Genomic DNA, 25575 nt, shown 5'->3' on the forward strand with positions numbered 1-25575 from the left:
GGCGGGCGGCCACCAAAAGGTGACCGCCCGCCGTCGCGCTCCAGGCCGTGAGCTATGCCGTGGAGGCCTTAGGCCAGGACGCGGAGCTTCGAGTCGGCGCGGCCGAAGAGGGCGCGGTCGGCGGAGAACTTGCCCGCACCGACGAGGGCCACGGCTGCAGCGGCGGCCGCCAGGATCAGGACGAGTTCATAGCCGCCGGTTGCGACGAAGACGCCGGCGGAGGCGTGGACCATGAACAGGGCGCCGAGCATGTCCAGTGCGAGGAGGACCGCAAACACGCGGGTGAGCACGCCCAGGATCAGCGCGACACCGCCGACGAGCTCGAGGGTCGCGACGACGGGAGCCACCGCCTGGGCTGCCGGAACACCCATCTGGGTGAAGGCGGCCTGGGTGCCTGCGATCGTGAATTCGTTGAACTTCTGCCAGCCGTGGGCGGCGAAAAGGAAGCCGGCGATGACGCGCAGGATGGTTCGGGCGGAGGTGGTCAGGGCGGGCTGGTTCATGGGAAATACCGTTTCGTAAGTAGGGGGCGTCGCGGCTCTCAGCCGCCGCGGCTTCGGTTGCGTTCAAGATCCAGTCTTCCGGATATTTAGTTGAAATGTCAACTAAATGACGTGCTGGGTCGATTCAACGGCCCGGCTAGGGTTAACGCGTGCAACCTTCCCCGCAGCTGTCCACCGCCCCGCCGCCGACTACCGGGCAGCGCCGGGAAATCCTGCGCCTGGCAGTGCCGGCCTTCGGCGCCCTGATCGCCGAGCCGCTGTTCCTGCTCGCGGATTCGGCCATTGTGGGCCATCTCGGCGTGGCCGAACTGGCCGGCGTCGGGCTGGCATCGGCGGTCCTGCACACGGCAGTCGGACTGATGGTGTTCCTCGCGTACTCCACCACCCCGGCAGTGGCGCGGGCCATCGGCAACGGCCAGCTGGCCAAAGCCCTCGCCGCCGGGCGCGACGGCATCTGGTTGGCGTTGCTGCTCGGACTCGTCCTTGCGGTCGCCGGGTTCCTGGCCGCGGGGCCGCTCCTGGACCTGATGGGCGCCGACGGCGAGGTGCATGCCTTTGCCGTGGACTACCTGCGCGGGTCCATGCCCGGCCTCGTGGCGATGCTGCTCATCTTCGCGGGCACCGGGGTGCTGCGCGGACTCCAGGACACCCGGACCCCGCTGATCGTCGCCGCCGCGGGTTTCACGCTGAACATCGCGCTGAACCTGGTCCTCGTCTACGGGTTGGGCTGGTCCGTGACCGGCTCGGCCGTGGGCACGAGCATCGCGCAGTGGGCCATGGCGGCCGTCTATGTGCTGATCGTCCGGCGCAACGCCCGCAACCACGGGGTGTCCCTGCGGCCGGACTGGCGTGGCATCCGGGCCCTGACCGGGGTGGGTTCCTGGCTGATGCTGCGCACACTCAGCCTGCGGATCGCGATTCTCGCCACGGTGGTGGTGGTCACCGCCCAGGGGCCGGTCAATCTCGCCGCACATCAGCTGGCCATGACCATCTTCACGTTCTTCGCTTTCGCCCTCGACGCCCTCGCGATCGCGGCCCAGGCCTTGATCGGCAAGGAACTCGGCGCGGCCCGGCCGGTGGCGGCACGAGCGCTGACGCGCACCATGACCCGGTGGGGGGTCGGCTTCGGCGTCCTGACCGGAATCCTTCTGGCAGCCGCGGCACCGTGGGCGGGCGCCCTCTTCACACCCGACGCCGAAGTCCGGGCGGCACTTACCCTCGCCCTGTGGGTGCTCGCCGCCGGGCAGCCGCTGGCCGGGTACGTCTTCGTCCTTGACGGCGTCCTCATCGGCGCGGGCGACGCCCGCTACCTGGCGATCGCGGGCGTCGTCAACCTCGCTGCCTACCTGCCGCTGCTGCTGGCGGTGCTGTATTCCGGCGCCGGTGCCGGCGCGGGATTGCTCTGGCTGTGGGCCGCGTTCTCGCTCGGCTACATGGCGGCGCGGGCGCTGACGCTGGGCCTCCGGGCCCGGACGGACCGGTGGATGGTGCTCGGCGCGCGGTGAGTGCGGGCTGGCGCCGCCGGCAGGCGTGCGAAGCCGCGGCTTCGCACTAAACTGGACGGGTGACTCTTCCCGCAGCGCCTGACGCGACCCCTGCCATCCGCGCCGCGGCCGACCTCTTCAAGCCCGTGCTTGTCAGGGCGGCCGTCGCGCTCGTGTTTGGCGCGGTCACCGTGTTCTGGGCGGCACCGCCAGAATCGGGCATGGGCTGGGCCGGCGGCCTCTACCTGCTGGCCACCGGTGTGGTGATGATCTGGACCGTGCCCAAGACCGGATTCCCCCCGCGGGAAGGCGCTGGCAGAGTCCTCTCCGCCGGCGGGGCAGCCCTGGCCGGAGCCGGCGCGGCCGTGGCCCTGATCCCCGCCCCGCTCGTCTTCGGAACCATCGCGGCTCTGGGCCTGGGCGTGGCCGGCGCCGCGGAGCTGTTCGCGGGCATTCGTGGCCGCGGCCGGTCCGTGCTGGCCCGTGACTGGATCGCCTCCGGCGTGATCGGACTGGGCACTGCGATCGCGCTGCCGTTCTTCATCGGCCTCGGCCCGCACGCCCTCCTCGGGGTTGCCGGCGGCGGGGCCATCATCAGCGGCGTCCTGTGGATGCTGTCCGGACTGACCCTGCGCCATGATGCTCCGGGCGATTCCGCGGAGGCCGTAAACTAGTACCGACAGGTTCTACCCGGCGTAGAACAATTGCGGTAACAAGACAGCCACGCTATTTGCGCGGGCTGCAGGAGGAAAACACCTTGGCACAGCAGAAACCCGGAGCGCCCCGCAGCCTGCGGACCTCGGTCAAGGGACCGCTCATGTTCTCCGCGTTCTGGGCCGTGGTGGTTTTCTTCGGCGTCCTGATCTTCGCCTCGGGCGGCAGCGCCCGCTCGCCCCGGTTCGATCTGGCGCTCACCGGCGCCGGCATCGCCTTTATTGTGATCCTGGTGGTGGCCGCCATGCTGGCCATGAGTCACAAGGAGAATCCCGCTGACCTGGGGAAGGGCTCCGGCGTCAACCTCAGTTCCAAGCGCACGCCCTCCGGCCATGGCGGCCCGTCAGCGCAGCCCCGGCCCGAGGCCGGCCCCGGCGATTCCCGTGACAGCGGCCCGCAGGCCTAGCAACGAGGCCTGGCAGCGTGGCCCCACGGTGAGGCCCGACAGGCCGGCCTGACAGCAGGGCCCGACACCGCGGGCCCCTCCCGCCGGCACCCTCGGCGTCAGGACGCGGCTTTCCGGGCCCGGTACGCGGCCACATGCGCGCGGTTGGCGCAGTTTCCCGTGTCGCAGTAGCGCTTCGAACGGTTGCGGCTCAGGTCCAGCACGACGGCGTCGCAGTCGTCCGCGGCGCACACCAGCAGGCGGTCCATTTCCTTGCTGCGGATCACGTCCACGATCGCCATGGCCGCCTCCGTACTCATCCGGTCGGCCAGCGGCGCCTCCGGGGTGGTGGCGTGCAGGTGCCAGTCCCAGGGTTCGTGCTTGACCAGCTGGGGCAGCGCCCGGGCCTCCCGGAGCAGCCGGTTCACGGTTCCCGCGGCTGCCGACTCCTCGGCCTGCCAGAGCTCGGCGAGCTCGCCGCGGAGCCGCCGCACGCTGGCCAGCTCGGCCCCGTCCCGGGTGCGGGAACCGGTGAAGCCCTCGGCCTCCAGGAAGGCATCCAGATCCCTGACCGTGGCCAAATGTTCCTCACCGTTGGCCGCGGTGTTGATGAGGTTGACCACAGAACGCAGGGCAACTTCCGTGTCAGGGGCAAAAACCATCTTGACTCCTTACCTTGCCGGGGCGTAATGTCATGAGCATAACCCTACTTTACTCCTGACAGGAGAATGCCCGTGTCTGCCCCCCAGCGCCCCGTCGCCACGCCGGTCCGAGACTTAGCCGCCCAGCGGTCTGCCTCCGAACCGGGCGGCACCCCGCAGGGAAGCAAACTCGAAGGCAAACGGGGAGGCAAGCAGGCCGCCAGGCAGAGCACTACGCCGGCCGCCGCACCATCAGGGTTCATGGCATCGGGCCTGGGCGTCGCCCTGTTTTCGTCCGCGGTGTTCGGGCTCTCCGGATCATTCGCCAAGGCGCTCCTGGAAACGGGCTGGACTCCCGGGGCGGCCGTCACGGCCCGGCTTACCGGTGCGGCCCTGATTCTGGCCGTCTTCGCCATTCCCTCCTTGCGCGGGCGTTGGCACCAGCTCCGGGACAACTGGCTGACCGTGCTGCTGTTCGGATTCATCGGCGTCGCCGCCTGCCAGCTGTTCTATTTCAACGCCGTATCCCGGCTCTCGGTCGGCGTCGCCCTGCTGCTGGAGTACCTGGCGCCGGTGCTGATCGTCCTCTGGCTGTGGGCCGCCAGCCGGAAACGGCCGCGGCCACTGACGATTGCCGGCACCCTCCTGTCCCTCGGCGGGCTGATCCTGGTCCTGGACCTCACCGGAGCCGTCAAAGTCGACCTCATCGGGGTGCTGTGGGGGATCGCGGCCGCGGTGTGCCTGGCCATCTATTTCTTCATCACGGCCAAGGAAAACGACACCCTGCCGCCCATCCTTCTGGCCTCCGGCGGGCTCATGGTGGGCGCCATCGTCATGTGGCTCGCCGCGGCAACCGGGCTGCTGCCGATGGCCTTCAGCACGGCCGACACCCGCCTGGGGGCCTGGATCACCCCGTGGTGGGTGGCGCTGGGCGGCCTCGTGGTCCTGGCCACGGTGGTGGCGTACGTGTCCGGAATTGTCGCCGCCCGGGCACTCGGCTCGAAAGTCGCGTCCTTTGTCTCGCTCACCGAGGTGCTGTTCGCCGTCATCTGGGCGTGGCTGCTCCTCGGCGAACTGCCCGGACCCATCCAGCTCCTGGGCGGCCTGCTGATCGTCGGCGGGGTGGTGCTGGTCCGGCTGGACGAGCTCCGGGCCCCGTCCGGCACCGGCGCGGCAGCGCTGGACCACGCGAACGACTGCGAGCCCGTGCCGTAGTCGGTTGTCCGTTCGGGCCCGGGCACCTCCTTCCCGGGCCGAAGGAATCCCAATCGGCCGACAGCCTACAACGCGCCTAACCCTGCCTCAATCACCACAAGGCCCTTAGCATGGAGATATGTGCCGAAATATCCGGACCCTCCACAATTTTGAACCCCACGCCACCACCGCGGAGGTGGAGGCCGCCGCGTTGCAATACGTGCGCAAGATCAGTGGCAGCACCAAGCCGTCCAAGGCCAACGAGGAGGCCTTCAACCGGGCTGTGCATGAGATTGCCCATGCGACGCAGCACCTCCTCGACTCCCTGGTGACCCACGCCCCGTCAAAGGACCGCGGGGAGGAAGCGGCCAAAGCCAAAGCCAGGGCTGCCATCCGCTATGGCGCGGCCTGAGGCGGGGCGCCCGGCCCAAGGCCTGACTACTTTCCGAAGCTGCGCAGCCGCAGCGAGTTGGCCACCACCAGCACGGAGCTGGCGGCCATGGCGGCGCCGGCGATCATCGGGTTGAGCAGGCCCAGGGCTGCCACCGGGATGCCCACGGCGTTATAGAAGAAGGCCCAGAAGAGGTTCGTCTTGATGGTGCCGAGCGTTCGGCGGGAAAGCTCGATCGCCTGTGCCACCTGTCCGAGGTCGTTGCCCATCACCGTCAGATCGGCTGCCTCGATGGCGACGTCGGTGCCGGAACCCATGGCGATGCCCAGGTCCGCCTGCGCCAGCGCCGCGGCGTCGTTAACGCCGTCCCCGGCCATGGCCACAGTGGCGCCGGCCGCTTGCAGCGTCCGCACGGCCTCAACCTTGCCCGCCGGGAGCACACCGGCAAAGACGTCGCGCGGGCTGATCCCGACGGCGGCCGCCACCTGGGCAGCCACAGTGGCGTTGTCGCCGGTCAGCAGGATCGGCCGGAGCCCGAGCTCCCGGAGCCGGGTAACTGCGGCCGCGGAACCGGGCTTAACGGTGTCCCGCAGGCTGATGATTCCGGCGATTTCGCCGTCCACGGCAACCCAGACGGCCGTGGCGCCGGAGTCTTCGGCAGCACCAAGCGCCTCGCGCTGAGCCGGGGCCGGAGCGACGCCGGACTCCAACAGCCAGCCGGTGCGCCCCGCGACCACGCGCCGTCCTTCGACCGTGCCATCGACTCCGCCGCCGGGTGCGGACCGGAAGCCGGCGACGGCGGGGAGGCCCGCGCCGTCGTTGTTCACGCGCGCCGCCGCGCCCAACGCCGCAGCGGCGATGGCCCGGGCGATCGGGTGCTCGGAGGCGTTTTCCACAGCCCCCGCCAGGCGCAGGACCTCGGCTTCGCTGTGCGGCCCGAAACTTTGGACGCCGTCCACGGCAAGGCGGCCGGTGGTGACGGTCCCGGTCTTGTCCAGCAGGATCGTGTCCACCGTCCGGGTGTCCTCGAGGACTTGCGGACCCTTGATCAGGATCCCCAGCTGGGCGCCCCGCCCGGTCCCGGTCAGCAGTCCGACGGGCGTGGCCAGCCCGAGGGCGCAGGGGCAGGCAATGACCAGCACGGCGACGGCGGCGGTGAAGGCGGCCCGGACCTCGCCGGCGCTGACGGCCGGTGCGGCCGCAATCAGCCAGGCCCCGAAGGTGAGGGCGGCGATGACCAGGACGACCGGTACGAAGACGGCGCTGATGCGGTCGGCGAGCCGGGCGATGGGTGCTTTTCCGGTCTGCGCCGCGGAGACGAGCCTGCCCATCTGGGCCAGGGTGGTCTCGGACCCGACGCGGGTGGAACGGACCAGGAGCCGGCCTGAGGTATTGATGGTGGCCCCGGTGACCTGGCTGTCCGGGCCGACTTCCACGGGCACGGATTCGCCGGTCACGAGGGAGGCGTCCACCGCAGAGGCGCCGTCGATGACGACGCCATCGGCGGCGATCTTCTCGCCGGGGCGGACCACGATCACGTCTCCGAGGGCCAGCTGGTCGGCCGGGATCTTGTGCTCGGTGCCGCCGCGCAGCACCGTAGCGTCCTTGGCCCCCAGGTCCAGGAGGGCCTTGAGGGCGTCGCCCGCCTTCCGTTTGGCGTTGGCCTCGAGGTAGCGGCCGAGCAGCAGGAACGTGGTGACCACGGATGCGACCTCGAAATACAGGCCGCCGGAGCCCATGCCCTCCGCTGCGGGATGTTCGGTCATGCCCGGGTCGGCAAGGAGTTGCCCGACCGAGAACGAGTAGGCGGCAATCACGCCGATGGACACCAGGGTGTCCATGGTCGAGGCCAGATGCCGCGCGTTGATGGCCGCGGCGCGGTGGAACGGCCACGCCGCCCAGGCAACTACCGGCAGGGCCAGGATCGCGGCCACCCAGCCCCAGTTCGGGAACTGGAGTGCCGGGATCATCGAGATCGCGAAGACCGGGACGGTGAGTACGGCCGCCACAACCAGCCGCGGGCGAAGCGAGGGTGCGGCTGTGGCGGCCGGAAATCCGGTGCCGGCCGGGAGCCCTGCGTCCTCCACCGGCGTGCCCGGATACCTGCCGGACCGGACCGTGGCCTTGTAGCCCGCGGCCGCGACCGTGGCGGTGATCTGGTCATCGGTGATGTCCGCCGGGACGCTGACCCGGGCGGATTCGAGGGGCAGGTTGACGCTGGCCTCGACTCCGTCGAGCTTTCCGAGCCTGCGCTCGACCCGGTTGACGCAGGACGCGCACGTCATGCCCTCGATATCGAGGTCAATGACACGGCTCCCGGCCCGGTCCAACAACTGCTGGTCCAACAACTGCTCGCTGCTCACGGCGCCCTTCTTTTCCCGCTCGATTGGTTTTCTGCCGTTCCGGTGTCTGCGCCCGCCCGGGGCTGTTGTCACTCAGGCTTCGCTGGCGACCACGAGGTAGCCGGCTTCGGCGATTGCCTCGCCGATTTCGGAGGAGGACAGTGCTTCGTTGGAGGTGATCGTGACGGTGGAGATGCCGCCGGCGTTGAGGTCGACGTCGATCTTTTCGACGCCGGAGAGCGCCTCAAGTTCTTCGCTGACAGAGGACACGCAGTGGCCGCAGGTCATGCCGGAAACGTTGACGGTGGTGGAAACGGGGGCCATGGGGTGCTCCTTGTCGCTGGGCCGGGTGTGGTTCCCCGGCCCGGTGGTGTGGTGGGTGGTACGGGTACTAGCGGAGCAGGCGTCCGATGGCATCGGTGGCCTCCTTGACTTTGACATCGATGGCCTCCGCCCGAAGCTCCGGGTCTGGCTCGGCGGCGGCGCCGACAACGCAGTGGCCGATGTGCTCTTCGACGAGCCCGAGGCTCACGGCATGCAGGGCCTTGGTGACGGCGGCGACCTGGGTGAGGATGTCGATGCAGTATTTGTCCTCGTCAACCATCCGGGCGATGCCGCGGACCTGCCCTTCGATCCGCTTGAGACGGCGAAGGTAGGCGTCCTTGTTGGACGTGTAGCCGTGTTCATGGGGCGGGGCGTCAAGGGGAACAGTGTCCAGACGTGCCGTGCCGGGGACTTCTGACTCGCTCATGCCCTCAACATATACCCCCTAGGGGTATGTTTCAAGCCCGCGGCCCGGCCGGCGCAGCATGTGGAATGTTGGGTAAAACAAAGAGCTCCGGAGTGCGTTATTGGGGGATACGCACTCCGGAGCAGCTTTGGGGTAGGCCGTTCCTCCGGCCTGCAGATCGAGCTTACTCGCCGGTAGTGGGGTAACACCAGCGCTCTGAATAAGTACTTTCGCTTTATTTTCTTCCTGCCGGAGCGACGCCCGGAACGATCAGGATCGGACGTTCCTGATGGTGGCTGAGCCATGCCGCCACGGAGCCGTTCAGCGCGGCGGAGATGCGGTGGCCGATGCCGCGTTCGGGGGTCCCCACCACGATCATGGATGCGTTGGTGTCCGCGGCCAGCCTGCCGATCGCCCGGGCGGGATCCCCGGCCAGGGTGCGCAGCGTCCAGTCGATTCCCAGGGGAACGCAGAGTGCCTCAACAGCGGAACGCAGCTCCTGGGCGGTGGCCCGGATCCGGGCGTCGTCCGCGTCCGGGTGCAGGGACAGGCGGTGCGCGGACCGCGCCGGGTCCCACTCCACGAGGTAGCTGGCCTCGTCCACGTAGGCGCAGATCAAGGGCGCGGCGAGGGACTTCGCGAGGGATGCCGCCGTCTGCAGCACTTCCGGATGCTGTCCCGGAACCACACCCACCACGAGGGGCGCCGGGCCGTGGGCGGAGTCGTCAGGCATACTTCATTCTGGCGCCGGGGTGCGGCCCTGAACAGGGGCTTACTTCCCGTCTGCCGGCCCGGGACGGTGCGGGCGCCGTTTGCCGCGGCCTCCCTTGAACAGCCCGGGGGGTGGGGCCTACGGTTGAAGAACACAGGAGGAGGTGGCCGCCGTGGAGATCTACATGTGGTGGTTGGATCTGGATTTGGCGAGCAAGGAATGGCTTCGGGAAAACCTGCGGACCATTGAACTGCCCGAGGCCGTGCAGCGGGGAATCGCGGATGCCGGCGGGCCCGGTCCGGCTGAGCCGTCCGCCGCCGGCGCGGCCGTATTGACGGCCGCGGACTGGGACTTCATCGAGACGCAGTCGGAGTTCGTCGACTGAAAGATGCCACCGGCGCGGCAGCGCATGCCGGCGGGCGCCGGGAGAAAACCGTTGCGGCCTTCGGGCGGGGATGGTTGCATGGACCCCATGGCTACTGCAGAGAGTTACGTCCTGGCGATCGGGACCAAGAAAGGCCTTTGGCTGGCGACCAGCCGGGACCGGAAGGACTGGTCGCTGTCCGGCCCGCATTTTCTGATGAGTGAGGTGCCCAGCATCGCCATCGATACCCGCGATGACAGGACCCGGATCCTGGTGGGGGTCCGCTCCGAGCACTGGGGCCCCACGGTTTTCCACTCAGATGATCTCGGCGGATCCTGGACCGAACCCGAAAACGGCGCCATCACGTTCCCCGACGGCACCGACGCCGCCCTGGAACGGATCTGGCAGATCTATCCCGACGCCGACTCCCGCCCGGGCGTCGTGTGGGCGGGCTGCGAACCGATCTCGGTCTGGAAATCCACCGACGGCGGCGAGCACTTCGAGCTCAACCGCGGCCTCTGGGACCATCCGCACCGCAGCGAATGGGGCGCAGGCTATGGCGGCGCTGCGGCGCACTCGATCGTCGTCGACCCCACGGGCGAGAAAGTCCACGTCGCCATGAGCACCGGAGGGGTCTACCGCTCGCTCGACGGCGGCGCCTCCTGGGAGCCGCGCAACAAGGGAATTTCCGCGTACTTCATGCCGGATCCCAACCCGGAATTCGGCCAGTGCGTCCACAAGATCGCGGCCGACGCCGCCGTCGACGGCCGCCTGTACGCGCAAAACCATCACGGCGTGTACCGCAGCGACGACGGCGCCGAATCGTGGGAGTCGATCGCCGAAGGGCTGCCGGCGGACTTCGGTTTTGTGATGCTGACGCATCCGCGCCGGGCCGGTACCGCCTGGGTGGTCCCGCTGAAGGCTGACGGCGAACGTATCCCGCCGGACGGGAAGCTGGCCGTGCACCGGACCGATGACGCCGGCGCCAACTGGAAACGGCTCGATGCCGGGCTGCCGGAAGCCGAGTACAACGCCGTGCTCCGTGATGCTGCCAGCGTCGACAGCGCGGAGCCTGCGGGCGTCTACTTCGGGACGCGCGGCGGCAGTGTCTACGCCAGCGCTGACGAGGGAGAACACTTTACCGAGGTCGCCTCGCACCTGCCGGATGTGCTGTGCGTGCGGGCAGCCGTGGTCTCCACTGCCCTGCTCCCGGCGCAGGCGTGAAGGGGTAAAAAGCGCATGAACAGCGGCGAGATCAGCGGCGACGCCATGCCGGCAGACTCGGCGATCAGCGTGGTCCTGCCCAGCGTCCTCCAACCGCTCGCCGGCGGGCAGTCCATCCTGACTGCGCCCGCCGAGGCAGCGGTGACGGTGGAGTGGGTGCTGGATACGGTGACCGGGGGCTATCCGGCGCTGTCGCGGCGGTTGCGGGACGAGACCGGAAGTGTTCGCCGTTACGTGAATATATACGTCAACGGGAATGAAATCCGGCGGCTGCAGGGTCTGGTGACTGCGGTGGCGCCGGGCCAGGAAGTCCTCATCATCCAGTCGGTGGCCGGAGGCTGACGCCTCAGGCGACCCGCCAGACGCTGCATTCGTCGGCATTGATGGCCTTGCGCATGCCGGTGTGGCGGTCCATGATCCAGACGACGCCGATTCCGGGGGCCGTTTCCTGAACGCTGCCGCGGCGGATCACGACGTCATCGTAGTTCGGGCCCACCCGCAGGCGGGCCTCGATCTCGTCGCCGCGGTGCAGCTGGTCGAGCGCGCGGACGCGGGTTACATGGGCTTTCGCTTCCTTCAACATGGCGGGGCCTCCTGGACTGGAGTCGGTGCCTGCTCTTGCCGGCACTTCCAGTCTCCTGCGCCAATGTTGCGTCCGCGTTTCGGCACGGTAAGGGGCCGGTTAGATTTCGGGGGCGCAGCGGATACCGGCCACCATCAGGGCTGCGGGCGCCCTCAGGGGAGCTGGCGTTCGCCCGGGCGCTCGACCCGGAACCACCGGTACCCGTAGCGGTCCAGCGGGACTTCGAAGGCGCCGTCGTCGGAGAGCGGGATGTCCTCGCCGCCGAGCAGGTCCCGGAGCACGGCCCCGGCGTAAGACCGCCCCGCCGCGCCCTTCCCGTCCGGACCCGCCGGGCCGCCTTCCTCGCCCTCCGGCGGGACCACCGAGGCCGTCACAGACGCCGGTTCGGCGCCAAAATTGTGGGCGACCACTACTGTAGAGCCGTCCCACGTGCAACGGTGCAGCAACACCGCCGGTGAGGCCTGCTTGATGAGGGCAAACCTGCCCCAGCCGAGCTCGGGACATTCCCGGTACCGCTGGATCAGTGTCGCGATGAAGTTCCACAGCGAATCGGGATCCCGTTTCGCGGCCGCGGCGTTGATGCGCGCGGGCCCGTACGGTCCGTCCACGGGCTGGGCGACGAGGTCCCCCGGCGGGGCGGTCGAGAAGCCGCCATTTTCGGTGTGGTCCCACTGCATGGGGGAGCGGACGGCCGAGCGGCCCTTCGCGCGCAGATCTTCGCCCATCCCGATCTCTTCGCCGTAGAAGAGCACCGGGGTGCCCGGCAGCGAGAACATCAGGGAGTACACCATGCGGATCCTGGCCGGGTCGCCGCCGAGCATGGTGGGCAGCCGCCGCCGCAGTCCGCGGCCGTACATCTGCATGTCGGGATCCGGACCGAAGGCCGCGAAGACCTCCTCGCGTTCGGCATCGCTGAGCTTGTCCAGGGTGAGTTCATCGTGGTTCCGGACGAACATGGCCCATTGGTTGTCGGGATTGACCTTCGGACGGCTGCCGAGCGTCCGGGCCAGCGGCCGGGCGTCCTGCCGGGCCAGTGACAGGTACATGTTCTGCATGGAGAGGAAATCAAACTGCATGTTCAGCTCGTTGCCGGCAGGGCCGCCGAAGTACTTCAGCTGCTCTTTGTATGGAAGGTTGACCTCGCCCAGCAGCACCGCGCTGCCATGGCGGCGGTTGAGGAAGCTGCGCAGGGCGCTCAGGTACTGGTGCGGGTCGATTTTCGCGGCTTCATCCTTGGGCTCGCCGACCAGCTCCAGGAAGAAGGGCACCGCGTCCAGCCGGAAGCCGTCCAGGCCCAGCTGCAGCCAGAATCCCATTGACTTCGCAATCTCGTCCCGCACCTTGGCATTCATCACGTTCAGGTCCGGCTGGTGTTTGGCGAACATGTGCAGATACCACTCACCGGTGGCCTTGTCCTGGGTCCAGATGGACGTTTCCTCGCCGGGAAACACCACCTGGTCCGAGGTGTCCGGCGGCGTGTCCTTCCGCCAGACGTAGTAGTCGCGGTAGGGGTTGTCCACGGACTTGCGCGCCTGGACGAACCACGGGTGCCGGTCGGAGGTGTGGTTGATGACAAAGTCCGCGATCACCCGGATGCCGCGGTCGTTGGCGGTGCGGATGAATTCCACCAGGTCCCCCAGGCTTCCGAGCCGGGGATCCACGCCGTACATGTCGGTGACGTCGTAGCCGTCGTCGCGGTCCGGGGAAGGGTAGAAGGGCATGAGCCAGATGCACGTGATGCCGAGCGCGGCAAGATAGTCCACCCGTTGGATCAGTCCGCCGAAATCTCCGGTGCCGTCGCCGTCGCCGTCGAAGAACGTCTCCGGATCCAGGCAGTAAATCACCGCGTTCTTCCACCAGAGGTCCGAGGTCTCGGCGATTCTCACAGCGCACCGTCCGTTCCGGCCGGAGCCTGTCCCGCCGCCGGGCGGAGCTGGGGGAGGACGTGTTCGGCGAAGGAGTGGCCCTGCCGGGCGGACGACGGCTCAATATGGTCCGAGCACATGGCGGCATCGAAGCCTGCCTGCCCGGCCAGTTGAACGTCCTGCAGGAGGCGCCGGGGGCTGATCTGCTCATGCGAGGCGTGGAACCCGATGGTAGCCATCACCCATGTTTACCGCCGGGGCCGGGCCGTGTCGAGGAGCCCCGAGTTGTGGAGCCCCTCGCGAGGACCCACAGCGTGGGGCTGGCGGTCCCGGGTCCGCGGCGCAAGAATGGGCGCTATGCACCTGCCGTTGATGCCTCCCATTGCGCCCATGCTGGCCAAAGCACTGCCGGCCCTGCCGTCGCCGGACGCCGGAACGGGCTGGCTCTTTGAGCCGAAATGGGACGGGTTCCGCTCCATCATCTTCCGTGACGGCGACGAGGTGGAGATCGGCAGCCGGAACGGCAAGCCGATGACGCGCTATTTCCCCGAGCTTGTCGAGGCGCTGAAGTCGGAGCTGCCGGAACGCTGCGTGGTGGACGGCGAGATCATCATGGTGGCGGCCTCCGGTGACCGGCTGGACTTCGACGCGCTCCAGCAGCGCATCCATCCGGCCGCCAGCCGGGTGAAGCTGCTCGCGGAAAAGACCCCTGCGCGCTTCGTGGCGTTCGACCTGCTGGCCCTCGGCGACGAGGATCTCACGGGCAAACCCTTCTCCGAGCGCCGCCGGCAGCTGGAGCGCGCACTGGCAGCCAGCGCGGCGCCGGTCCACCTCACAGCCGCGACCTCCGACCGGGACACGGCGCAGCGCTGGTTCCGGCAGTTCGAGGGCGCCGGACTGGACGGGATTGTGGCCAAGACGCTGGAGGGCAGCTACCAGCCGGACAAGCGCGCGATGGTCAAGGTCAAGCACGAACGGACGGCGGACTGCGTGCTCGCCGGATACCGCGTGCACACCTCCGGTCCGGACCGGATCGGCTCGCTGCTCCTGGGGCTCTACGACGACGCCGGGGTGCTGGCGAACGTCGGCGTGGTGGGAGCTTTCCCGATGGCCCGGCGCGCGGAGCTGTTTGCCGAGCTGCAGGAGCTGGTCACCGGTTTTGACGACCACCCCTGGGCCTGGGCCCGGCAGGAGGAGGGGGCGCGCACTCCGCGGAAGGCCGAGGGAAGCCGGTGGAGCGGCGGCAAAGACCTGTCCTTCACCCCGCTGCGGCCCGAGCGCGTGGTGGAAGTGAAGTATGACCATATGGAGGGCGAACGGTTCCGGCACACAGCCCAGTTCCTGCGCTGGCGTCCGGACCGTGATCCGCGCTCCTGCACCTATGACCAGCTGGAGGAACCGGTGAAGTTCGATCTCGCCGCGGTACTGGGCGCCGCCCGCTAACCGGTTAGCCCGCCAACCCTCTCAACGCATCAACGACGGCGGCCCGCCCCCAACGGGACGGGCCGCCGTCGTTGGGGCGGTAAAGCTGTGCGGAAGTGCGGTTGAGATCCGCTGCCGGTGCGGGGGCTACCGCTGGCCGAGCTGCTTAGTGGGGACCCGGAATGTTTCCTTGGCCGTCAGCGCCGCGACGGTGGCGATGAGGCAGATGATTGCGGTGAAGATGGAGATCTGGACCCAGCCACCGGGCTGGATGCCGCCCATGGCCGCCACGATCGCCGGGGCGAAGCCGGCCATCAGAAAGCCCAGCTGGGTGCCGATTGCGAGGCCGGAGAAGCGGACGTTGGTGCTGAACATCTCGGCGTAGAAGGAGGGCCAGACCGCGTTGGCCGCAGCGTAGCCGAAGGAGAAGAACGCGATTGCCGTAAGGAACATCAGCGCGACGTTGCCTGATTCGAGGCTCAACAGGAAGACCGGGGTCAGGGCTGCGCTGGACAGTGCGCCGTAGATGAAGACCGGCTTGCGGCCGATCTTGTCGGCGAGCATGCCGAAGAGCGGCTGGGTGCCCAGTGCCATGAAGTTGGCGCCGACGACGAGCCAGAGGGTGGTGGTGCCGTCCACGCCGGCGACGTTCTTGGCGTAGCTGATGGCCAGGGTGCCGAAGACGGTGGACACGGCGGCGATGAAGGCGCAGGCGATGACGCGGAGGACATCGCGCCAGTGGCTCTTGAGGAGGTCCGCGACGGGGAGCTTGGAGATCTGCTTGGTCTTCTGGGCCTCCTCGAACGCCGGCGGTTCGTGCAGGGTGCGGCGGATGAAGAACGCGATCAGCACAACCACGGCGCTGAGCCAGAACGGGATGCGCCAGCCGATCGTGTACTTGATGTCGTCAGGCAGGGCGAGGACCGGGATGAAGACGAGGGCGGCAAGGATCTGGCCGCCCTGGGTGCCGGTCAGGGTCCAGGAGGTGAAGAAGGAGCGGCGGTTGTCCGGGGCGTGCTCGAGCGTCATGGACGAGGCGCCGGCCTGCTCGCCGGCGGCGGAAAAGCCCTGGCAAAGACGCGCCAGCACCAGCAGGACAGGGGCCCACCAGCCGACCGTCTTGAAGTCTGGCAGGCAGCCGATGGCAAAGGTGGAGGCGCCCATCAGCAACAGCGTGAACATGAGGACCTTCCGGCGCCCTATCCTGTCACCGAAGTGGCCGAGGATAACGGCGCCGACCGGGCGGGCAATGTAGGCAAAGCCGAAGGTGGCGAACGACATGATCGCCGCGTTGGTGTCCGCATCGGGGAAGAAGACATGCGGGAAGATCAGCGCGGCTGCGGAACCGAAGATGAAGAAGTCGTAATACTCGACGGCGCTGCCCAGGAAGCTGGCAAGGGCCGCCTTCTTCGGCGTCCCTCCTGTGGTTATACCCGGCGTCGTGGACGGGACAGTGTGGCTCATGGTGTTCCTTTGGTGTGACGACGTTGTCGCGGATGGATCAGGAAGGTCTCGGCTGCCGCTTGCTTAAGTGTGGTGCAGCCGGAGGTCCGTGGAAAGACCCGGACTAGTAGCCACATGGTGGAAGCTACTTGTGCGATGTAGCAATCATGACTGTGAGCACAGTCACTTGTCAACAAAAATAATCACCATCTAGAAATAGCTCTCACTATGTGGGAACATCGATGCATGAGTGTGAATCAAACCACAGATGTTCCCGCCGCTTCCGGGTATCCGGCGGAAGCCCCTTCGAAGCCTGCCAAGGCCGCCAGGGAGGACTCGCGGACGGACATGGTGGGCAAGGCCCTGGGCCTGCTGGTCCTCCTGGGCGACGAGCCGCGGGGCGCCAGCGCCGCGGAGATCTCCCGCCGCGCGGATCTGCCGTTCAGTACCACCTACCGCCTGCTCGGCTCCCTGACGCGGGACGGCTTCGTTGACTACGAGCCGGACGGCCGCCGGTACCACCTGGGACTGAGGGTCTTCCAGCTTGGCCAGCGCGTCTCCAACCACCACGGCTTCGCGGGTACGGCCCTGCCGATCCTGCGGCGCGTGACCGAGGAAACGGGTGAGGCGACCATCCTCTCCGTGCGGGACGGCATCCACCACCTGACGGTGAACAAGGTGGACGGCCCGCAGACCTTCCGGGTCACGAGCGACCCCGGGCATCTAGGGGCACTTCATACCACCTCGGTGGGCAAGGCACTGGTGGCGTTCGCCGACGACGCCACCCGCGCCCAGCTCGTCGAGGAGCTGCCCCTGGAGCCGCTGACGGCGCTCTCCATTACGGACCGCGAGGCTTTCCGGGCCGAAATCGAGCAGGTCCGGCGCCAGGGCTTCGCCACCATGGATGAGGAAAACGAACTCGGCATGCGCGCCGTCGCCGTCCCGGTTTTCAACGCCCAGGGGCACGCCTTCGCCTCGCTGGCCACGGCCGTCCCGGTCTTCCGCCTGAGCATGGAGGCCCTCGTGGCCCTCGTGCCGCTGCTGCAGGCGGCGGCCGCCGAGCTGTCGGCCCGGCTGCCCCAGCGGTGACGGCCGACCAGCCTGCGTCATGAAAGCCTGCGTCATGAAAGCGGGCGCCGAAACGAGCCGGCGCCGTAATAATATGTTCGTCATTCGAACAACAGTGCAACATGTGAACAAAGTCTGTAATGTAATCCCTATCACCCGGCCCGCCGCGGACGCCGCAAGCGTCGCAGCCCGCCGAGTGCCGTTGTCAAAGGAGCAAACTGGATGAGCAATCGAGCAGAGTCCTTCCTCGTGGGCCTCGTGGGAGACGGCGTCATGCCCTCCCTCACGCCCTACATGCATGAACGCGAGGGCGACGTGCAGGGCCTCCGGTACCTCTACCGCCCCATCGACCTCACCGAACTCGGCCTGCCCGGCCGGGCCGTGGGGGAGTTGCTCTCCGGCGCCCGAAGCCTCGGGTTCAACGGATTGAATATCACGCACCCCTGCAAGCAGCTCGTGCTCGAGTACCTGGATGAGGTCTCCGCCGACGCCCGGCGCCTGGGCGCCGTCAATACCGTGGTGATCCGCGACGGCCGCTTCATTGGCCACAACACCGACTTCTCCGGCTTCGCCGCGGCGCTGGCCTCCGGGCTTCCCGGCGCCACCCTGGATCGCGTGGTGCAGCTGGGGGCCGGCGGCGCCGGCTCCGCCGTCGCCTACGCCCTGCTCACCGCGGGGGTCCGCGAGCTGGACCTCGTGGACACCGACGCGGCCCGGTCCGCCGCACGGGCGGCCGAGCTCGCCGGGTTCTTCCCGGACCGGACCGTCACCGCCCGGACGACGGCGGAGCTCCCGCAGCTCATGCCGCAGGCCGACGGCCTGGTGCACTGCACCCCCGTGGGCATGGCCGCCCATCCGGGGGTTCCGCTGGACATGTCCCTCGTGGAGTCCCGGCACTGGGTGGCCGACATCGTGTACCGGCCGATCGAAACCGAGCTCGTCCGCGAGGCGCGCGCCAAGGGCTGCGAGGTGCTCGACGGCGGCCGGATGGCCGTGGGCCAGGCGGCGGACGCCTTCCGGATCTTCACCGGGCGCCAGGCCGACGCCGACCGCATGCGCTCCCACTTCCTGGAACTTGTGGCCGCGGAAGAGGTGCCCGCCTGATGCGCACCGGGATCGCCACCGTCTGCCTCGCCGGCACCTTGCGGGAAAAAATGCAGGCCTGCGCGGTGGCCGGCTTCGACGGGGTCGAGATCTTCGAACAGGACCTCGTGACGTCCCCGCTGAGCCCGGAGGACGTCCGGAAGCTGGCCGCCGACCTCGGCCTGAACCTGGATCTCTACCAGCCGTTCCGGGACTTCGACAGCGTTCCCGAGGACCTGCTCGCCGCCAACCTGCGCCGCGCGGACGCCAAGTTCCGGCTCATGTCCCGCCTGGGCATGGACACCATGCTGCTCTGCTCCAACGTCGGCACCGCCACGATCGACGATGACGAGCTCCGCGCCGCACAGCTTTCCCGGCTCGCGGACCTCGCGGGTGACTACGGCGTCAAGGTCGCCTATGAGGCCCTGGCCTGGGGCAAGTACGTGAACGACTACGAGCACGCCCACCGGCTGGTTGGGATGGTGGACCACCCCAACCTGGGCACCTGTCTGGACTCTTTCCACATCCTCTCCCGGGACTGGGATACCGCGCCGATCGAGGCCTTCGACCCGGAGAAAATCTTCTTCGTCCAGGTCGCCGATGCCCCCAAGCTGTCCATGGACGTGCTGTCCTGGAGCCGGCACTACCGGGTGTTTCCAGGGGAGGGCCAGTTCGAACTCGCCAAGTTCATGGGCCACGTGGTCCGCGCGGGCTACACGGGACCGGTGTCGCTGGAAGTGTTCAACGACGTCTTCCGCCAGGCCGACGTCGAGCGCACCGCCGTCGACGCCATGCGGTCGCTGATCTGGCTCGAAGAACAGAGCGCCGCCTGGCTCGAGGCAAACCCGGCGAATGCAGCAGGCGGGATGACCAGCGGGGCGGCCGGCCCGGTGTCCGGTGCCCGGCGCCGCTACCCCATGGAGCTTGCCACGCTTCCCCGCGTGGCCGAGCCCGCCGGCTTCAACTTCGCCGAGGTCCGGGCCGGTGACACCGCCGGACTGGAAACCCTGCTGGGCCAGCTGGGGTTTGCGTTCAACGGGCGGCATCGCACGAAGGATGTGCAATTGTGGACCATGGGCCACGCGCGCGTGATCATCAACGAAGAACCGGCAGCCATCGGCACAGCGACCGCTGCCGCCGGTACCGGCCAGCCGGCTCCCGCCGCCCCTGCCATCTCCGCCCTGGGCTTCGACGTCGACTCTCCCGTTATCGCCGCCGCCCGCGCCCAGCAGCTCAAGGCCCCCGCCGTGCCGCGCAAGAGCCAGGCCAACGAGGAAGTCTTCCAGGGCTTCGCCGCGCCGGACTCCACCGAAATCTTCCTCTGCCAGGGCAGCCCGGACGGCACCCCCGCGTGGACCCGGGAATTCGGCGACGGCCTGGACGTCGCCGCGGCGGACCCGGCAGAGCACCCGGGCGCAGTGATCGACCACGTGAACCTCGCGCAGCCGTGGCAGCACTTCGACGAGGCCGTGCTCTTCTACACCAGCGCCCTCGCACTGGAACCGCAGCCGTTCGCCGAGGTGGCCAGCCCCACCGGGCTGGTCCGGTCCCAGGTGATGCTGACGCAGGACCGCGGCGTCCGCCTGGTGCTGAACCTGGCCCCGCTGATCCAGCAGGAAGGGACTGCCGGCACCGGCCACCGCCCCGGCTACCAGGAACACATCGCCTTCGCCGTGGATGACCTCGTAGCCACGGCCCGGGCCGCACGGGACCGCGGACTGGACTTCCTGCAGATCCCCGCGAACTACTACGAGGACCTCGACGCCCGGTTCGCTCTGGACCCGGAATTCCTGGCCACGCTCCGTGAGCTCAACCTGCTCTATGACCGCGATGCTGACGGTGAGTTCCTGCACTTCTACACCGCCACCGTGGGCAGCGTGTTCTTCGAAATGGTGGAGCGCCGCGGTGCCTACGACGGCTATGGCGCCCCGAATGCCCCGGTGCGGCACGCCGTCCAGTACGACCACCTGCACCAGCTGACCCGTACTTCCTGACCCCATCCGAACAACAAACACACCAACGAAAGGAGGCTGCTGTGCCTGAAGAAATCAACCTCGACGTCTTCAACGCCGACCCGATCACCGAGGACGTGTCCGACGAAGCCACGGAGGCCGCACCAAAGACGTATGCGCCCGCCGCCCATGCCTTGGATACTGCCGCGGAGTCGCAGGCGGACCTCAGCGCCGAGATGAAGGCGATCGGCGAAGCGTACGCGCAGGCCCTCAAAGGCGGAGCCCCGGCCGAAACCCAGCCGCGGCTCGACTACGCGCCGTACCGCAGCAGCGTCCTGCGCCACCCCACCAAGGATCTGCACCACGCGGATCCGGAAACCATCGAACTGTACTCGCCGGCGTTCGGGCACATGGACGTGCACGCGCTGGAAGCGGACCTGACCATCGCGCACAACGGCGAGCCGCTCGGCGAACGCATCGTGGTCTCCGGCCGGGTGCTCGACGGCGACGGACGCCCCGTCGCCGGCCAGCTTGTCGAAATCTGGCAGGCGAACTCCGCCGGCCGCTACATCCACAAGCGTGACCAGCACCCGGCACCGCTGGATCCCAACTTCACCGGCGTCGGCCGCTGCATCACGGGCGCGGACGGCTCCTACAGCTTCACCACCATCAAGCCCGGCGCCTACCCGTGGAAGAACCACCTCAATGCCTGGCGCCCGGCCCACATCCACTTCTCCCTGTTCGGGCAGGAGTTCACCCAGCGGATCGTCACCCAGATGTACTTCCCCGGTGACCAGCTGTTCCCGCTGGACCCGATCTACCAGTCGATCGTGGACCAGGATGCCCGCGACCGGCTCGTGGCCACCTACAACCACGACCAGACCAAGCCTGAATGGGCTCTGGCGTACAACTGGGACATCGTCCTGACCGGGTCCAAGCGGACCTGGACCGAAAACGAGGCATTGGGCGCAGGAGGCGATGAGAATGAATAGCAACGCCGTGGGTAAACTCACCCCGACACCGGGCCAGACCGTGGGGCCGTTCTATGGCTACGCCCTGCCCTTCGCCAAGGACCGCGAGCTCCTGGCTCCCGGATCCCCGGGTTCCATCCGGCTCCAGGGCACCGTCTATGACGGCGCCGGGCACCCGATCCCGGACGCGATCCTGGAGATCTGGCAGGCCGACGCGGACGGCAAGGTCCCGCACCGCACGGGCTCCCTGGTCCGGGACGGCTACACCTTCACCGGCTTCGGCCGCAGCGCTGTCGGCAACACCGGCGCCTTCACCTTCACCACGGTGAACCCCGGCCCCACCGAGGAGGGCGCGGCGCCGTTCATTGCCGTCGCCGTCTTCGCCCGGGGCCTGATGAACCGCCTGTTCACCCGCGTCTACCTGCCGGAAGACGAGGAAGCCCTGGCCAAGGATCCGCTGCTCAGCTCGCTTGACCCGGACCGGCGCCGGACCCTGATCGCACGCCGGGATCCCGACGGCGGACTGAACTGGGACATCCGCCTCCAGGGCGAGGGCGAGACCGTGTTCCTGGATTTCAGCAGCGCCGAGGGTGCCTCCAAGTGACCTTCTTCGAAACCGACGGCGACGCCGGCCTGCTGAGTCCCGTGTCGGCGTCGCCGTTCGTGGCGGCGCTGACCGGGGACCGTGCGGTGCTCGCCGCCATCCTCAAGGTCGAGGCCGCCTGGGCGGCGGTCCTGGACGAGGCTGGCCTGGCCCCGGCCGGCTCCGCCGCGGTGGTGGCCGCCGCCGCGGACGTGCAGCGGTACGACGTCGCGGACCTCGCCGTCCGGGCCCAAGGCGGCGGCAACCCCGTCATCCCGCTGCTCGCCGACCTCCGGGAGCAGGTCAGGAACCTGGACACCGCCGGACTCGGTGCCGTCCGCGCCGTTCACACCTCGCTGACCAGCCAGGACGTGCTCGACTCTGCCCTGATGGTGCTGGCCGCCGGGGCCATCCGCGAACTGCTCGCGGAGCTCCGGTCGGCAACGGCCGCCCTCGCCGGCCTCGCCGAAACCCACGGGCACACGCTTTGTGTGGCCCGCAGCCTGACCCAGCACTCGCTTCCCTACACCTTCGGGCTGCGGGCCGCGCAATGGTTCAGCGGGCTGGCCGCCGCGGCCGGCCGGCTCGAGGCCCTCGAACTGCCGGTACAGACCGGCGGCGCCGCCGGGACCCTGGCTTCCGGCACTGTACTTATTGACGGCACTGTACTTATTGACGGCACTGTACTCACTGACGGCGCTGGGCCGGCCGCGGGGACGCTGTCCCCGTTTGACCTCGCCGACCGGCTGGCCGCCCGCCTGGGTCTCGCTCCCGTTCCTGCCCCCTGGCACAGCAACCGGCTGGCCGTGACCTCGCTCGGCGACGCGCTGGCGGCGGTGACCGACGCGGCCGGAAAGATGGCCGCAGACGTCCTGTTCCTGAGCCGGCCCGAAGTTGCCGAGATCGCGGAACCGCGCGTCGCGGGGCGCGGCGTGTCCTCGGCCATGCCGCAGAAGCAGAACCCCGTGCTCTCCGTGCTGATCCGCAGCGCCGCCCTGCAGGCCCCGGCACTGGCCGCACAGCTGCATCTCGCGGCCGCCAATTTCAACGACGAACGCCCCGACGGCGCCTGGCACAGCGAATGGGCGGCCCTGCGCCAGCTGCTGCGCCTGGCCCTCGGCGCCGCGGTGCAGCTGCGCGAACTGGCCGAAGGGATGGCGGTCTTCCCCGGAGCGATGCGCCGCAACCTCGAGCTCGGCGGCCCGCTGCTGCTTTCCGAAGCCGTCAACGCCGCCGTCGCACCGCTCTTGGACGGGACCGTTGTGGACGGGACCGGTGCCGGCCCGGGAGCCGCCCGGACCGGGAAACAGCGGCTGCAGGCCGTCGTGGACGAAACGCTCCTGGCCCCGGCTGCGGAGCAGGCGGACACCTACCGGGCACTGCTCCGCGCCGCTGTCCCGCAGGAGCTGCTCAGCGACGCCCGGCTTGAGGAACTTTTGAACCCGGCCAACTACCTCGGCCAGGCCGCTGAGGTCTCCCGCCGCATCCTCGCGGCGTATCCGGAATACACCGGCCAGGCCGGCGCCCTCGCCCACCAAATCCAGAACGGAGCTTCCCGTGGCTAGACCCACCGTCAAAGCAGTCCTGCTGTCGCCCCAGCGCGAACTCGGCGACAAGCCCCTCCTCATCGTCGGACCCTCGCTCGGAACATCCTCCCTGCTGTGGAGCCAGGCCGGCACGTTGCTGGGCGCCGACGTCGACGTCATCGCCTGGGACCTGCCGGGGCACGGCGTCTCGCCCGCGGCGGAGGAGACCTTCACGGTCGCCGACCTCGCGGATGCCGTAATCGGCCTGGTCGATTCGATCGCCCCGGGCGCGCGCTTCCACTACGCCGGGGTATCTCTCGGCGGCGCCACCGGACTGCAGCTTGGCATCAAGCACGGCGACCGGCTCAAGAGCCTCTCCGTGCAGTGTTCCGGCGCGAAGCTCGGCACTGCCGAGGGCTGGCTGGAACGCGCAGAAACCGTGCGCACGCAGGGCACCCCGGTGATGATCCAGGGTTCCGCGCAGCGCTGGTTCGCGCCGGGCTTCATGGAGAGCCAGCCGGAGCTCAGCAGCCGGCTCCTGCACAGCCTCAGGGACGCCGACCGCTTCAGCTACGCCTTCTGCTGCGAGGCCCTGGCCGGCTTCGACGTGCGGGACCAGCTCGGCACCATCCGCGTTCCCACCCAGGTTGTGGCGGGCGCCCTGGACGACGTCGCCCCGCCGTCGATGGCCGGGGAAGTCGCCGCGGGCATCACCTCCGGCGGCGGCACTGCCACGGCCGTCAGCCTGGAGGGCGTGGCACACCTGGCGCCGTTCGAGGCGCCGGGTCACGTCGCCGAGCTGCTCAAGGGCCTCATCACCTGGACCGAGTCCCAGGGAGCGGGAGCATGACTCTCTCCGAAGCCGGCAGTGCTGAACTCCTCGGGCCCGAACGCAACGGTGTGGTCCAGCCCGGCGCGACCAGCCAAGAGATCTACGACGGCGGCATGAAAGTCCGCCGCGAGGTCCTCGGCGCCGCGCACGTGGACCGCGCCAACGCCAACAAGGATTCCTTCACGGAGGACTTCCAGGACATGATCACCAGGATCGCCTGGGGCGGCATCTGGACCCGGCCCGGGATCAGCCGCCAGATGCGCTCAGCCGTCACCCTGACCGCCATGGTGGCCCACGGGCACTGGGAAGAACTGGCCATGCACATCCGCGCCGCCATCACCAACGGCCTGAGCCGGGACGAGATCAAGGAAATCCTGCTCCAGACCGCCATCTACTGCGGGGTCCCCTCCGCCAACACCGCGTTCAAGACCGCCCAGCAGGTCTTCCATTCCATGGACGACGCAGCCATGGACGAAGCAGAAACGGACAAGAACCCATGAATCAGGCATTTATCTATGACGCTGTGAGGACGCCGTTCGGGAAGTTCGGTTCCGGCCTCGCCGGGATCCGCCCGGATGACCTCGCCGCGCACGTGATCCGCGAATCCGTGAAGCGTGCCCCGGCCCTGGACGTGGAGCGGATCGATGAGGTGGTGTTCGGCAACGCGAACGGCGCCGGCGAGGAGAACCGCAACGTCGCCCGGATGGGCACCCTGCTGGCCGGGCTGCCCGTCTCGATCCCGGGCACCACGGTCAACCGGCTCTGCGGCTCCTCCCTGGACGCGGCGATCATCGCCTCCCGCCAGATCAACACCGGCGACGCCGAGCTGATGCTGATCGGCGGCGCCGAATCGATGTCCCGCGCCCCGTGGGTGCTGCCCAAGACCGAGAAGCCCTACCCGGCCGGGGACCTGACCCTGGCCTCCACCACGCTGGGCTGGCGGCTCGTGAACAAGGCCATGCCGGCGGACTGGACCATCTCCCTGGGCGAGGCCACCGAACGGCTCCGGGAGAAGTACGGCGTGACCCGCGAGCAGCAGGACGAGTTCTCCGCCGCCTCCCACAACCTCGCCGCCGCGGCCTGGGACGAGGGTTTCTACGACAACCTCGTCGTCCCGGTCCCGGGCACGGACCTGGTCCGCGACGAGGGCATCCGTCCCGGGTCCTCGGCGGAGAAGCTCGCCGGGCTCAAGACCGTGTTCCGGACCGGGAACGGCACCGTCACSGCCGGGAACGCGTCCCCGCTCTCCGACGGCGCGTCCGCGGCGTGGCTGGGCAGTGAAAAGGCCGCCGGGMTCCTGGGCCTGGAGCCTKTGGCCCGGATCGCCGGGCGCGGCGCGCACGCCAACGAYCCSCAGTACTTCGGCTACGCCCCGGTCGAGGCMGCGAACAAGGCCCTCGCCAAGGCCGGGATCGGCTGGGACCAGGTCGGCGCCGTCGAACTGAACGAGGCGTTCGCCGCGCAGTCCCTGGCCTGCATCAACGCCTGGGACATCGACGCGGGAATCGTGAACCGGCACGGCGGCGCGATCGCCATGGGCCACCCGCTCGGCGCCTCCGGCGG

General features: G+C 68.9%; 27 protein-coding genes and 1 pseudogene. 18 read left to right on the plus strand and 10 right to left on the minus strand.

Annotation, left to right across the window (positions count from 1 at the left end; all coding sequences use genetic code 11):
- Positions 1–68: 68 nt before the first annotated feature.
- Positions 69–503 (minus strand): DoxX family protein, encoded by a 435-nt coding sequence (locus AC1DGD_RS10840; RefSeq protein ID WP_028277632.1) that lies wholly within the window; start codon positions 501–503, stop codon positions 69–71.
- 149 nt (positions 504–652) lie between these two features.
- Here AC1DGD_RS10840 and AC1DGD_RS10845 point away from each other — a divergent pair, with 149 nt between their 5' ends.
- From AC1DGD_RS10845 to AC1DGD_RS10855, 3 genes are all read left to right on the plus strand, one after another.
- The gene (locus AC1DGD_RS10845; protein WP_476856783.1) at positions 653–2008 is read left to right on the plus strand and encodes an MATE family efflux transporter; all 1356 of its coding nucleotides are present in this window, start codon (positions 653–655) and stop codon (positions 2006–2008) included.
- Positions 2009–2067: 59 nt separating this feature from the next.
- On the plus strand, positions 2068–2661 hold the full coding sequence (locus tag AC1DGD_RS10850) for a hypothetical protein (protein WP_028277630.1): 594 nt from the start codon (positions 2068–2070) through the stop codon (positions 2659–2661).
- Positions 2662–2744: 83 nt separating this feature from the next.
- A complete protein-coding gene (locus AC1DGD_RS10855) occupies positions 2745–3107 on the plus strand; it encodes a hypothetical protein (protein ID WP_079555031.1) in 363 nt (120 codons plus the stop codon).
- Positions 3108–3205: 98 nt separating this feature from the next.
- Here the strand turns inward: AC1DGD_RS10855 and AC1DGD_RS10860 are convergent, their stop codons facing one another.
- Positions 3206–3748, minus strand: coding sequence for a CGNR zinc finger domain-containing protein (locus AC1DGD_RS10860; RefSeq protein WP_230007185.1), 543 nt, complete (start codon positions 3746–3748; stop codon positions 3206–3208).
- A gap of 240 nt (positions 3749–3988) precedes the next feature.
- On the opposite strand from AC1DGD_RS10860, the gene AC1DGD_RS10865 reads away from it, so the two are divergent.
- Both AC1DGD_RS10865 and AC1DGD_RS10870 read left to right on the plus strand, forming a co-directional pair.
- Positions 3989–4942: an EamA family transporter gene (locus AC1DGD_RS10865; protein WP_230007191.1), complete on the plus strand. Its 954-nt coding sequence runs from the start codon at positions 3989–3991 to the stop codon at positions 4940–4942.
- A gap of 118 nt (positions 4943–5060) precedes the next feature.
- Positions 5061–5333 carry a DUF2277 domain-containing protein gene (locus tag AC1DGD_RS10870; RefSeq protein WP_476856784.1) on the plus strand — a complete coding sequence of 91 codons (273 nt, stop codon included), beginning with the start codon at positions 5061–5063 and terminating at the stop codon, positions 5331–5333.
- A 26-nt stretch (positions 5334–5359) separates the two neighbouring features.
- Here the strand turns inward: AC1DGD_RS10870 and AC1DGD_RS10875 are convergent, their stop codons facing one another.
- The 4 genes from AC1DGD_RS10875 to AC1DGD_RS10890 form a co-directional block, all read right to left on the minus strand.
- The gene (locus AC1DGD_RS10875) at positions 5360–7660 is read right to left on the minus strand and encodes a heavy metal translocating P-type ATPase (RefSeq protein ID WP_476856796.1); all 2301 of its coding nucleotides are present in this window, start codon (positions 7658–7660) and stop codon (positions 5360–5362) included.
- Positions 7661–7747: 87 nt separating this feature from the next.
- Entirely contained in the window at positions 7748–7978 is a 231-nt protein-coding gene (locus tag AC1DGD_RS10880; RefSeq protein WP_028277624.1) for a heavy-metal-associated domain-containing protein, read from the minus strand.
- 67 nt (positions 7979–8045) lie between these two features.
- The gene (locus AC1DGD_RS10885; RefSeq protein WP_230012592.1) at positions 8046–8405 is read right to left on the minus strand and encodes a metal-sensitive transcriptional regulator; all 360 of its coding nucleotides are present in this window, start codon (positions 8403–8405) and stop codon (positions 8046–8048) included.
- A 214-nt stretch (positions 8406–8619) separates the two neighbouring features.
- Positions 8620–9117, minus strand: a complete 498-nt coding sequence (locus tag AC1DGD_RS10890; protein ID WP_476850674.1) for a universal stress protein — start codon at positions 9115–9117, stop codon at positions 8620–8622.
- Between the two features lie 151 nt (positions 9118–9268).
- On the opposite strand from AC1DGD_RS10890, the gene AC1DGD_RS10895 reads away from it, so the two are divergent.
- From AC1DGD_RS10895 to AC1DGD_RS10905, 3 genes are all read left to right on the plus strand, one after another.
- Complete coding sequence (locus tag AC1DGD_RS10895) at positions 9269–9481, plus strand: hypothetical protein (protein ID WP_028277621.1); 213 nt, start codon at positions 9269–9271, stop codon at positions 9479–9481.
- 78 nt (positions 9482–9559) lie between these two features.
- Positions 9560–10684, plus strand: a complete 1125-nt coding sequence (locus AC1DGD_RS10900) for a WD40/YVTN/BNR-like repeat-containing protein (RefSeq protein WP_476856785.1) — start codon at positions 9560–9562, stop codon at positions 10682–10684.
- 15 nt (positions 10685–10699) lie between these two features.
- Entirely contained in the window at positions 10700–11026 is a 327-nt protein-coding gene (locus AC1DGD_RS10905; protein WP_476850672.1) for a MoaD/ThiS family protein, read from the plus strand.
- A 4-nt stretch (positions 11027–11030) separates the two neighbouring features.
- On the opposite strand, the gene AC1DGD_RS10910 is transcribed toward AC1DGD_RS10905, so the two are convergent.
- From AC1DGD_RS10910 to AC1DGD_RS10920, 3 genes and pseudogenes are all read right to left on the minus strand, one after another.
- The gene (locus AC1DGD_RS10910) at positions 11031–11267 is read right to left on the minus strand and encodes a hypothetical protein (protein WP_018775353.1); all 237 of its coding nucleotides are present in this window, start codon (positions 11265–11267) and stop codon (positions 11031–11033) included.
- 152 nt (positions 11268–11419) lie between these two features.
- On the minus strand, positions 11420–13153 hold the full coding sequence (locus tag AC1DGD_RS10915) for an alpha-amylase family protein (protein WP_476856786.1): 1734 nt from the start codon (positions 13151–13153) through the stop codon (positions 11420–11422).
- A 71-nt stretch (positions 13154–13224) separates the two neighbouring features.
- Positions 13225–13371: pseudogene (locus tag AC1DGD_RS10920) on the minus strand (LLM class F420-dependent oxidoreductase); the annotation flags it as partial.
- 118 nt (positions 13372–13489) lie between these two features.
- Between AC1DGD_RS10920 and AC1DGD_RS10925 the strand changes: the two are divergent.
- Positions 13490–14575: an ATP-dependent DNA ligase gene (locus AC1DGD_RS10925; protein ID WP_476856787.1), complete on the plus strand. Its 1086-nt coding sequence runs from the start codon at positions 13490–13492 to the stop codon at positions 14573–14575.
- Between the two features lie 126 nt (positions 14576–14701).
- On the opposite strand, the gene AC1DGD_RS10930 is transcribed toward AC1DGD_RS10925, so the two are convergent.
- The gene (locus AC1DGD_RS10930; RefSeq protein ID WP_223914915.1) at positions 14702–16018 is read right to left on the minus strand and encodes an MFS transporter; all 1317 of its coding nucleotides are present in this window, start codon (positions 16016–16018) and stop codon (positions 14702–14704) included.
- Between the two features lie 225 nt (positions 16019–16243).
- Here AC1DGD_RS10930 and AC1DGD_RS10935 point away from each other — a divergent pair, with 225 nt between their 5' ends.
- The 9 genes from AC1DGD_RS10935 to AC1DGD_RS10975 form a co-directional block, all read left to right on the plus strand.
- Entirely contained in the window at positions 16244–17086 is an 843-nt protein-coding gene (locus tag AC1DGD_RS10935) for an IclR family transcriptional regulator (RefSeq protein ID WP_230007573.1), read from the plus strand.
- Positions 17087–17287: 201 nt separating this feature from the next.
- Positions 17288–18169: a shikimate dehydrogenase gene (locus AC1DGD_RS10940; protein ID WP_230007572.1), complete on the plus strand. Its 882-nt coding sequence runs from the start codon at positions 17288–17290 to the stop codon at positions 18167–18169.
- The gene (locus tag AC1DGD_RS10945; protein ID WP_476856788.1) at positions 18169–20142 is read left to right on the plus strand and encodes a bifunctional sugar phosphate isomerase/epimerase/4-hydroxyphenylpyruvate dioxygenase family protein; all 1974 of its coding nucleotides are present in this window, start codon (positions 18169–18171) and stop codon (positions 20140–20142) included. Before AC1DGD_RS10940 ends, AC1DGD_RS10945 begins: the two co-directional genes overlap by 1 nt.
- A gap of 41 nt (positions 20143–20183) precedes the next feature.
- A complete protein-coding gene (gene pcaH, locus AC1DGD_RS10950) occupies positions 20184–21092 on the plus strand; it encodes a protocatechuate 3,4-dioxygenase subunit beta (RefSeq protein WP_476856789.1) in 909 nt (302 codons plus the stop codon).
- Positions 21085–21675 (plus strand): protocatechuate 3,4-dioxygenase subunit alpha, encoded by a 591-nt coding sequence (gene pcaG / locus AC1DGD_RS10955; RefSeq protein ID WP_476850666.1) that lies wholly within the window; start codon positions 21085–21087, stop codon positions 21673–21675. The genes pcaH and pcaG overlap by 8 nt, the downstream gene beginning before the upstream one ends.
- Entirely contained in the window at positions 21672–23219 is a 1548-nt protein-coding gene (locus AC1DGD_RS10960) for a lyase family protein (RefSeq protein ID WP_476856790.1), read from the plus strand. Before pcaG ends, AC1DGD_RS10960 begins: the two co-directional genes overlap by 4 nt.
- Positions 23212–24030 carry an alpha/beta fold hydrolase gene (locus AC1DGD_RS10965; RefSeq protein WP_230007407.1) on the plus strand — a complete coding sequence of 273 codons (819 nt, stop codon included), beginning with the start codon at positions 23212–23214 and terminating at the stop codon, positions 24028–24030. The genes AC1DGD_RS10960 and AC1DGD_RS10965 overlap by 8 nt, the downstream gene beginning before the upstream one ends.
- Entirely contained in the window at positions 24027–24512 is a 486-nt protein-coding gene (pcaC, locus tag AC1DGD_RS10970; RefSeq protein WP_476850664.1) for a 4-carboxymuconolactone decarboxylase, read from the plus strand. Before AC1DGD_RS10965 ends, pcaC begins: the two co-directional genes overlap by 4 nt.
- Positions 24509–25575, plus strand: a 1067-nt coding sequence (locus AC1DGD_RS10975; protein ID WP_476856791.1) for a thiolase family protein, incomplete at its 3' end; no start/stop codon positions are given. The genes pcaC and AC1DGD_RS10975, both read left to right, overlap by 4 nt.

The organism is Arthrobacter sp. 05T45, assembly GCF_056395875.1.

What these genes read in the sequence shown, in the direction of transcription:
- AC1DGD_RS10910 (WP_018775353.1), bottom strand. Translation starts at nt 11,267, where the DNA reads ATGTTGAAGGAAGCGAAAGCCCATGTAACCCGCGTCCGCGCGCTCGAC.
- AC1DGD_RS10925 (WP_476856787.1), top strand. Translation starts at nt 13,490, where the DNA reads ATGCACCTGCCGTTGATGCCTCCCATTGCGCCCATGCTGGCCAAAGCA.
- AC1DGD_RS10940 (WP_230007572.1), top strand. Translation starts at nt 17,288, where the DNA reads ATGAGCAATCGAGCAGAGTCCTTCCTCGTGGGCCTCGTGGGAGACGGC.
- AC1DGD_RS10935 (WP_230007573.1), top strand. Translation starts at nt 16,244, where the DNA reads ATGAGTGTGAATCAAACCACAGATGTTCCCGCCGCTTCCGGGTATCCG.
- AC1DGD_RS10840 (WP_028277632.1), bottom strand. Translation starts at nt 503, where the DNA reads ATGAACCAGCCCGCCCTGACCACCTCCGCCCGAACCATCCTGCGCGTC.
- AC1DGD_RS10870 (WP_476856784.1), top strand. Translation starts at nt 5,061, where the DNA reads ATGTGCCGAAATATCCGGACCCTCCACAATTTTGAACCCCACGCCACC.
- pcaG (WP_476850666.1), top strand. Translation starts at nt 21,085, where the DNA reads ATGAATAGCAACGCCGTGGGTAAACTCACCCCGACACCGGGCCAGACC.
- AC1DGD_RS10865 (WP_230007191.1), top strand. Translation starts at nt 3,989, where the DNA reads ATGGCATCGGGCCTGGGCGTCGCCCTGTTTTCGTCCGCGGTGTTCGGG.
- AC1DGD_RS10885 (WP_230012592.1), bottom strand. Translation starts at nt 8,405, where the DNA reads ATGAGCGAGTCAGAAGTCCCCGGCACGGCACGTCTGGACACTGTTCCC.
- AC1DGD_RS10860 (WP_230007185.1), bottom strand. Translation starts at nt 3,748, where the DNA reads ATGGTTTTTGCCCCTGACACGGAAGTTGCCCTGCGTTCTGTGGTCAAC.
- AC1DGD_RS10890 (WP_476850674.1), bottom strand. Translation starts at nt 9,117, where the DNA reads ATGCCTGACGACTCCGCCCACGGCCCGGCGCCCCTCGTGGTGGGTGTG.
- AC1DGD_RS10880 (WP_028277624.1), bottom strand. Translation starts at nt 7,978, where the DNA reads ATGGCCCCCGTTTCCACCACCGTCAACGTTTCCGGCATGACCTGCGGC.
- AC1DGD_RS10945 (WP_476856788.1), top strand. Translation starts at nt 18,169, where the DNA reads ATGCGCACCGGGATCGCCACCGTCTGCCTCGCCGGCACCTTGCGGGAA.
- AC1DGD_RS10930 (WP_223914915.1), bottom strand. Translation starts at nt 16,018, where the DNA reads ATGAGCCACACTGTCCCGTCCACGACGCCGGGTATAACCACAGGAGGG.
- AC1DGD_RS10905 (WP_476850672.1), top strand. Translation starts at nt 10,700, where the DNA reads ATGAACAGCGGCGAGATCAGCGGCGACGCCATGCCGGCAGACTCGGCG.
- pcaC (WP_476850664.1), top strand. Translation starts at nt 24,027, where the DNA reads ATGACTCTCTCCGAAGCCGGCAGTGCTGAACTCCTCGGGCCCGAACGC.
- AC1DGD_RS10900 (WP_476856785.1), top strand. Translation starts at nt 9,560, where the DNA reads ATGGACCCCATGGCTACTGCAGAGAGTTACGTCCTGGCGATCGGGACC.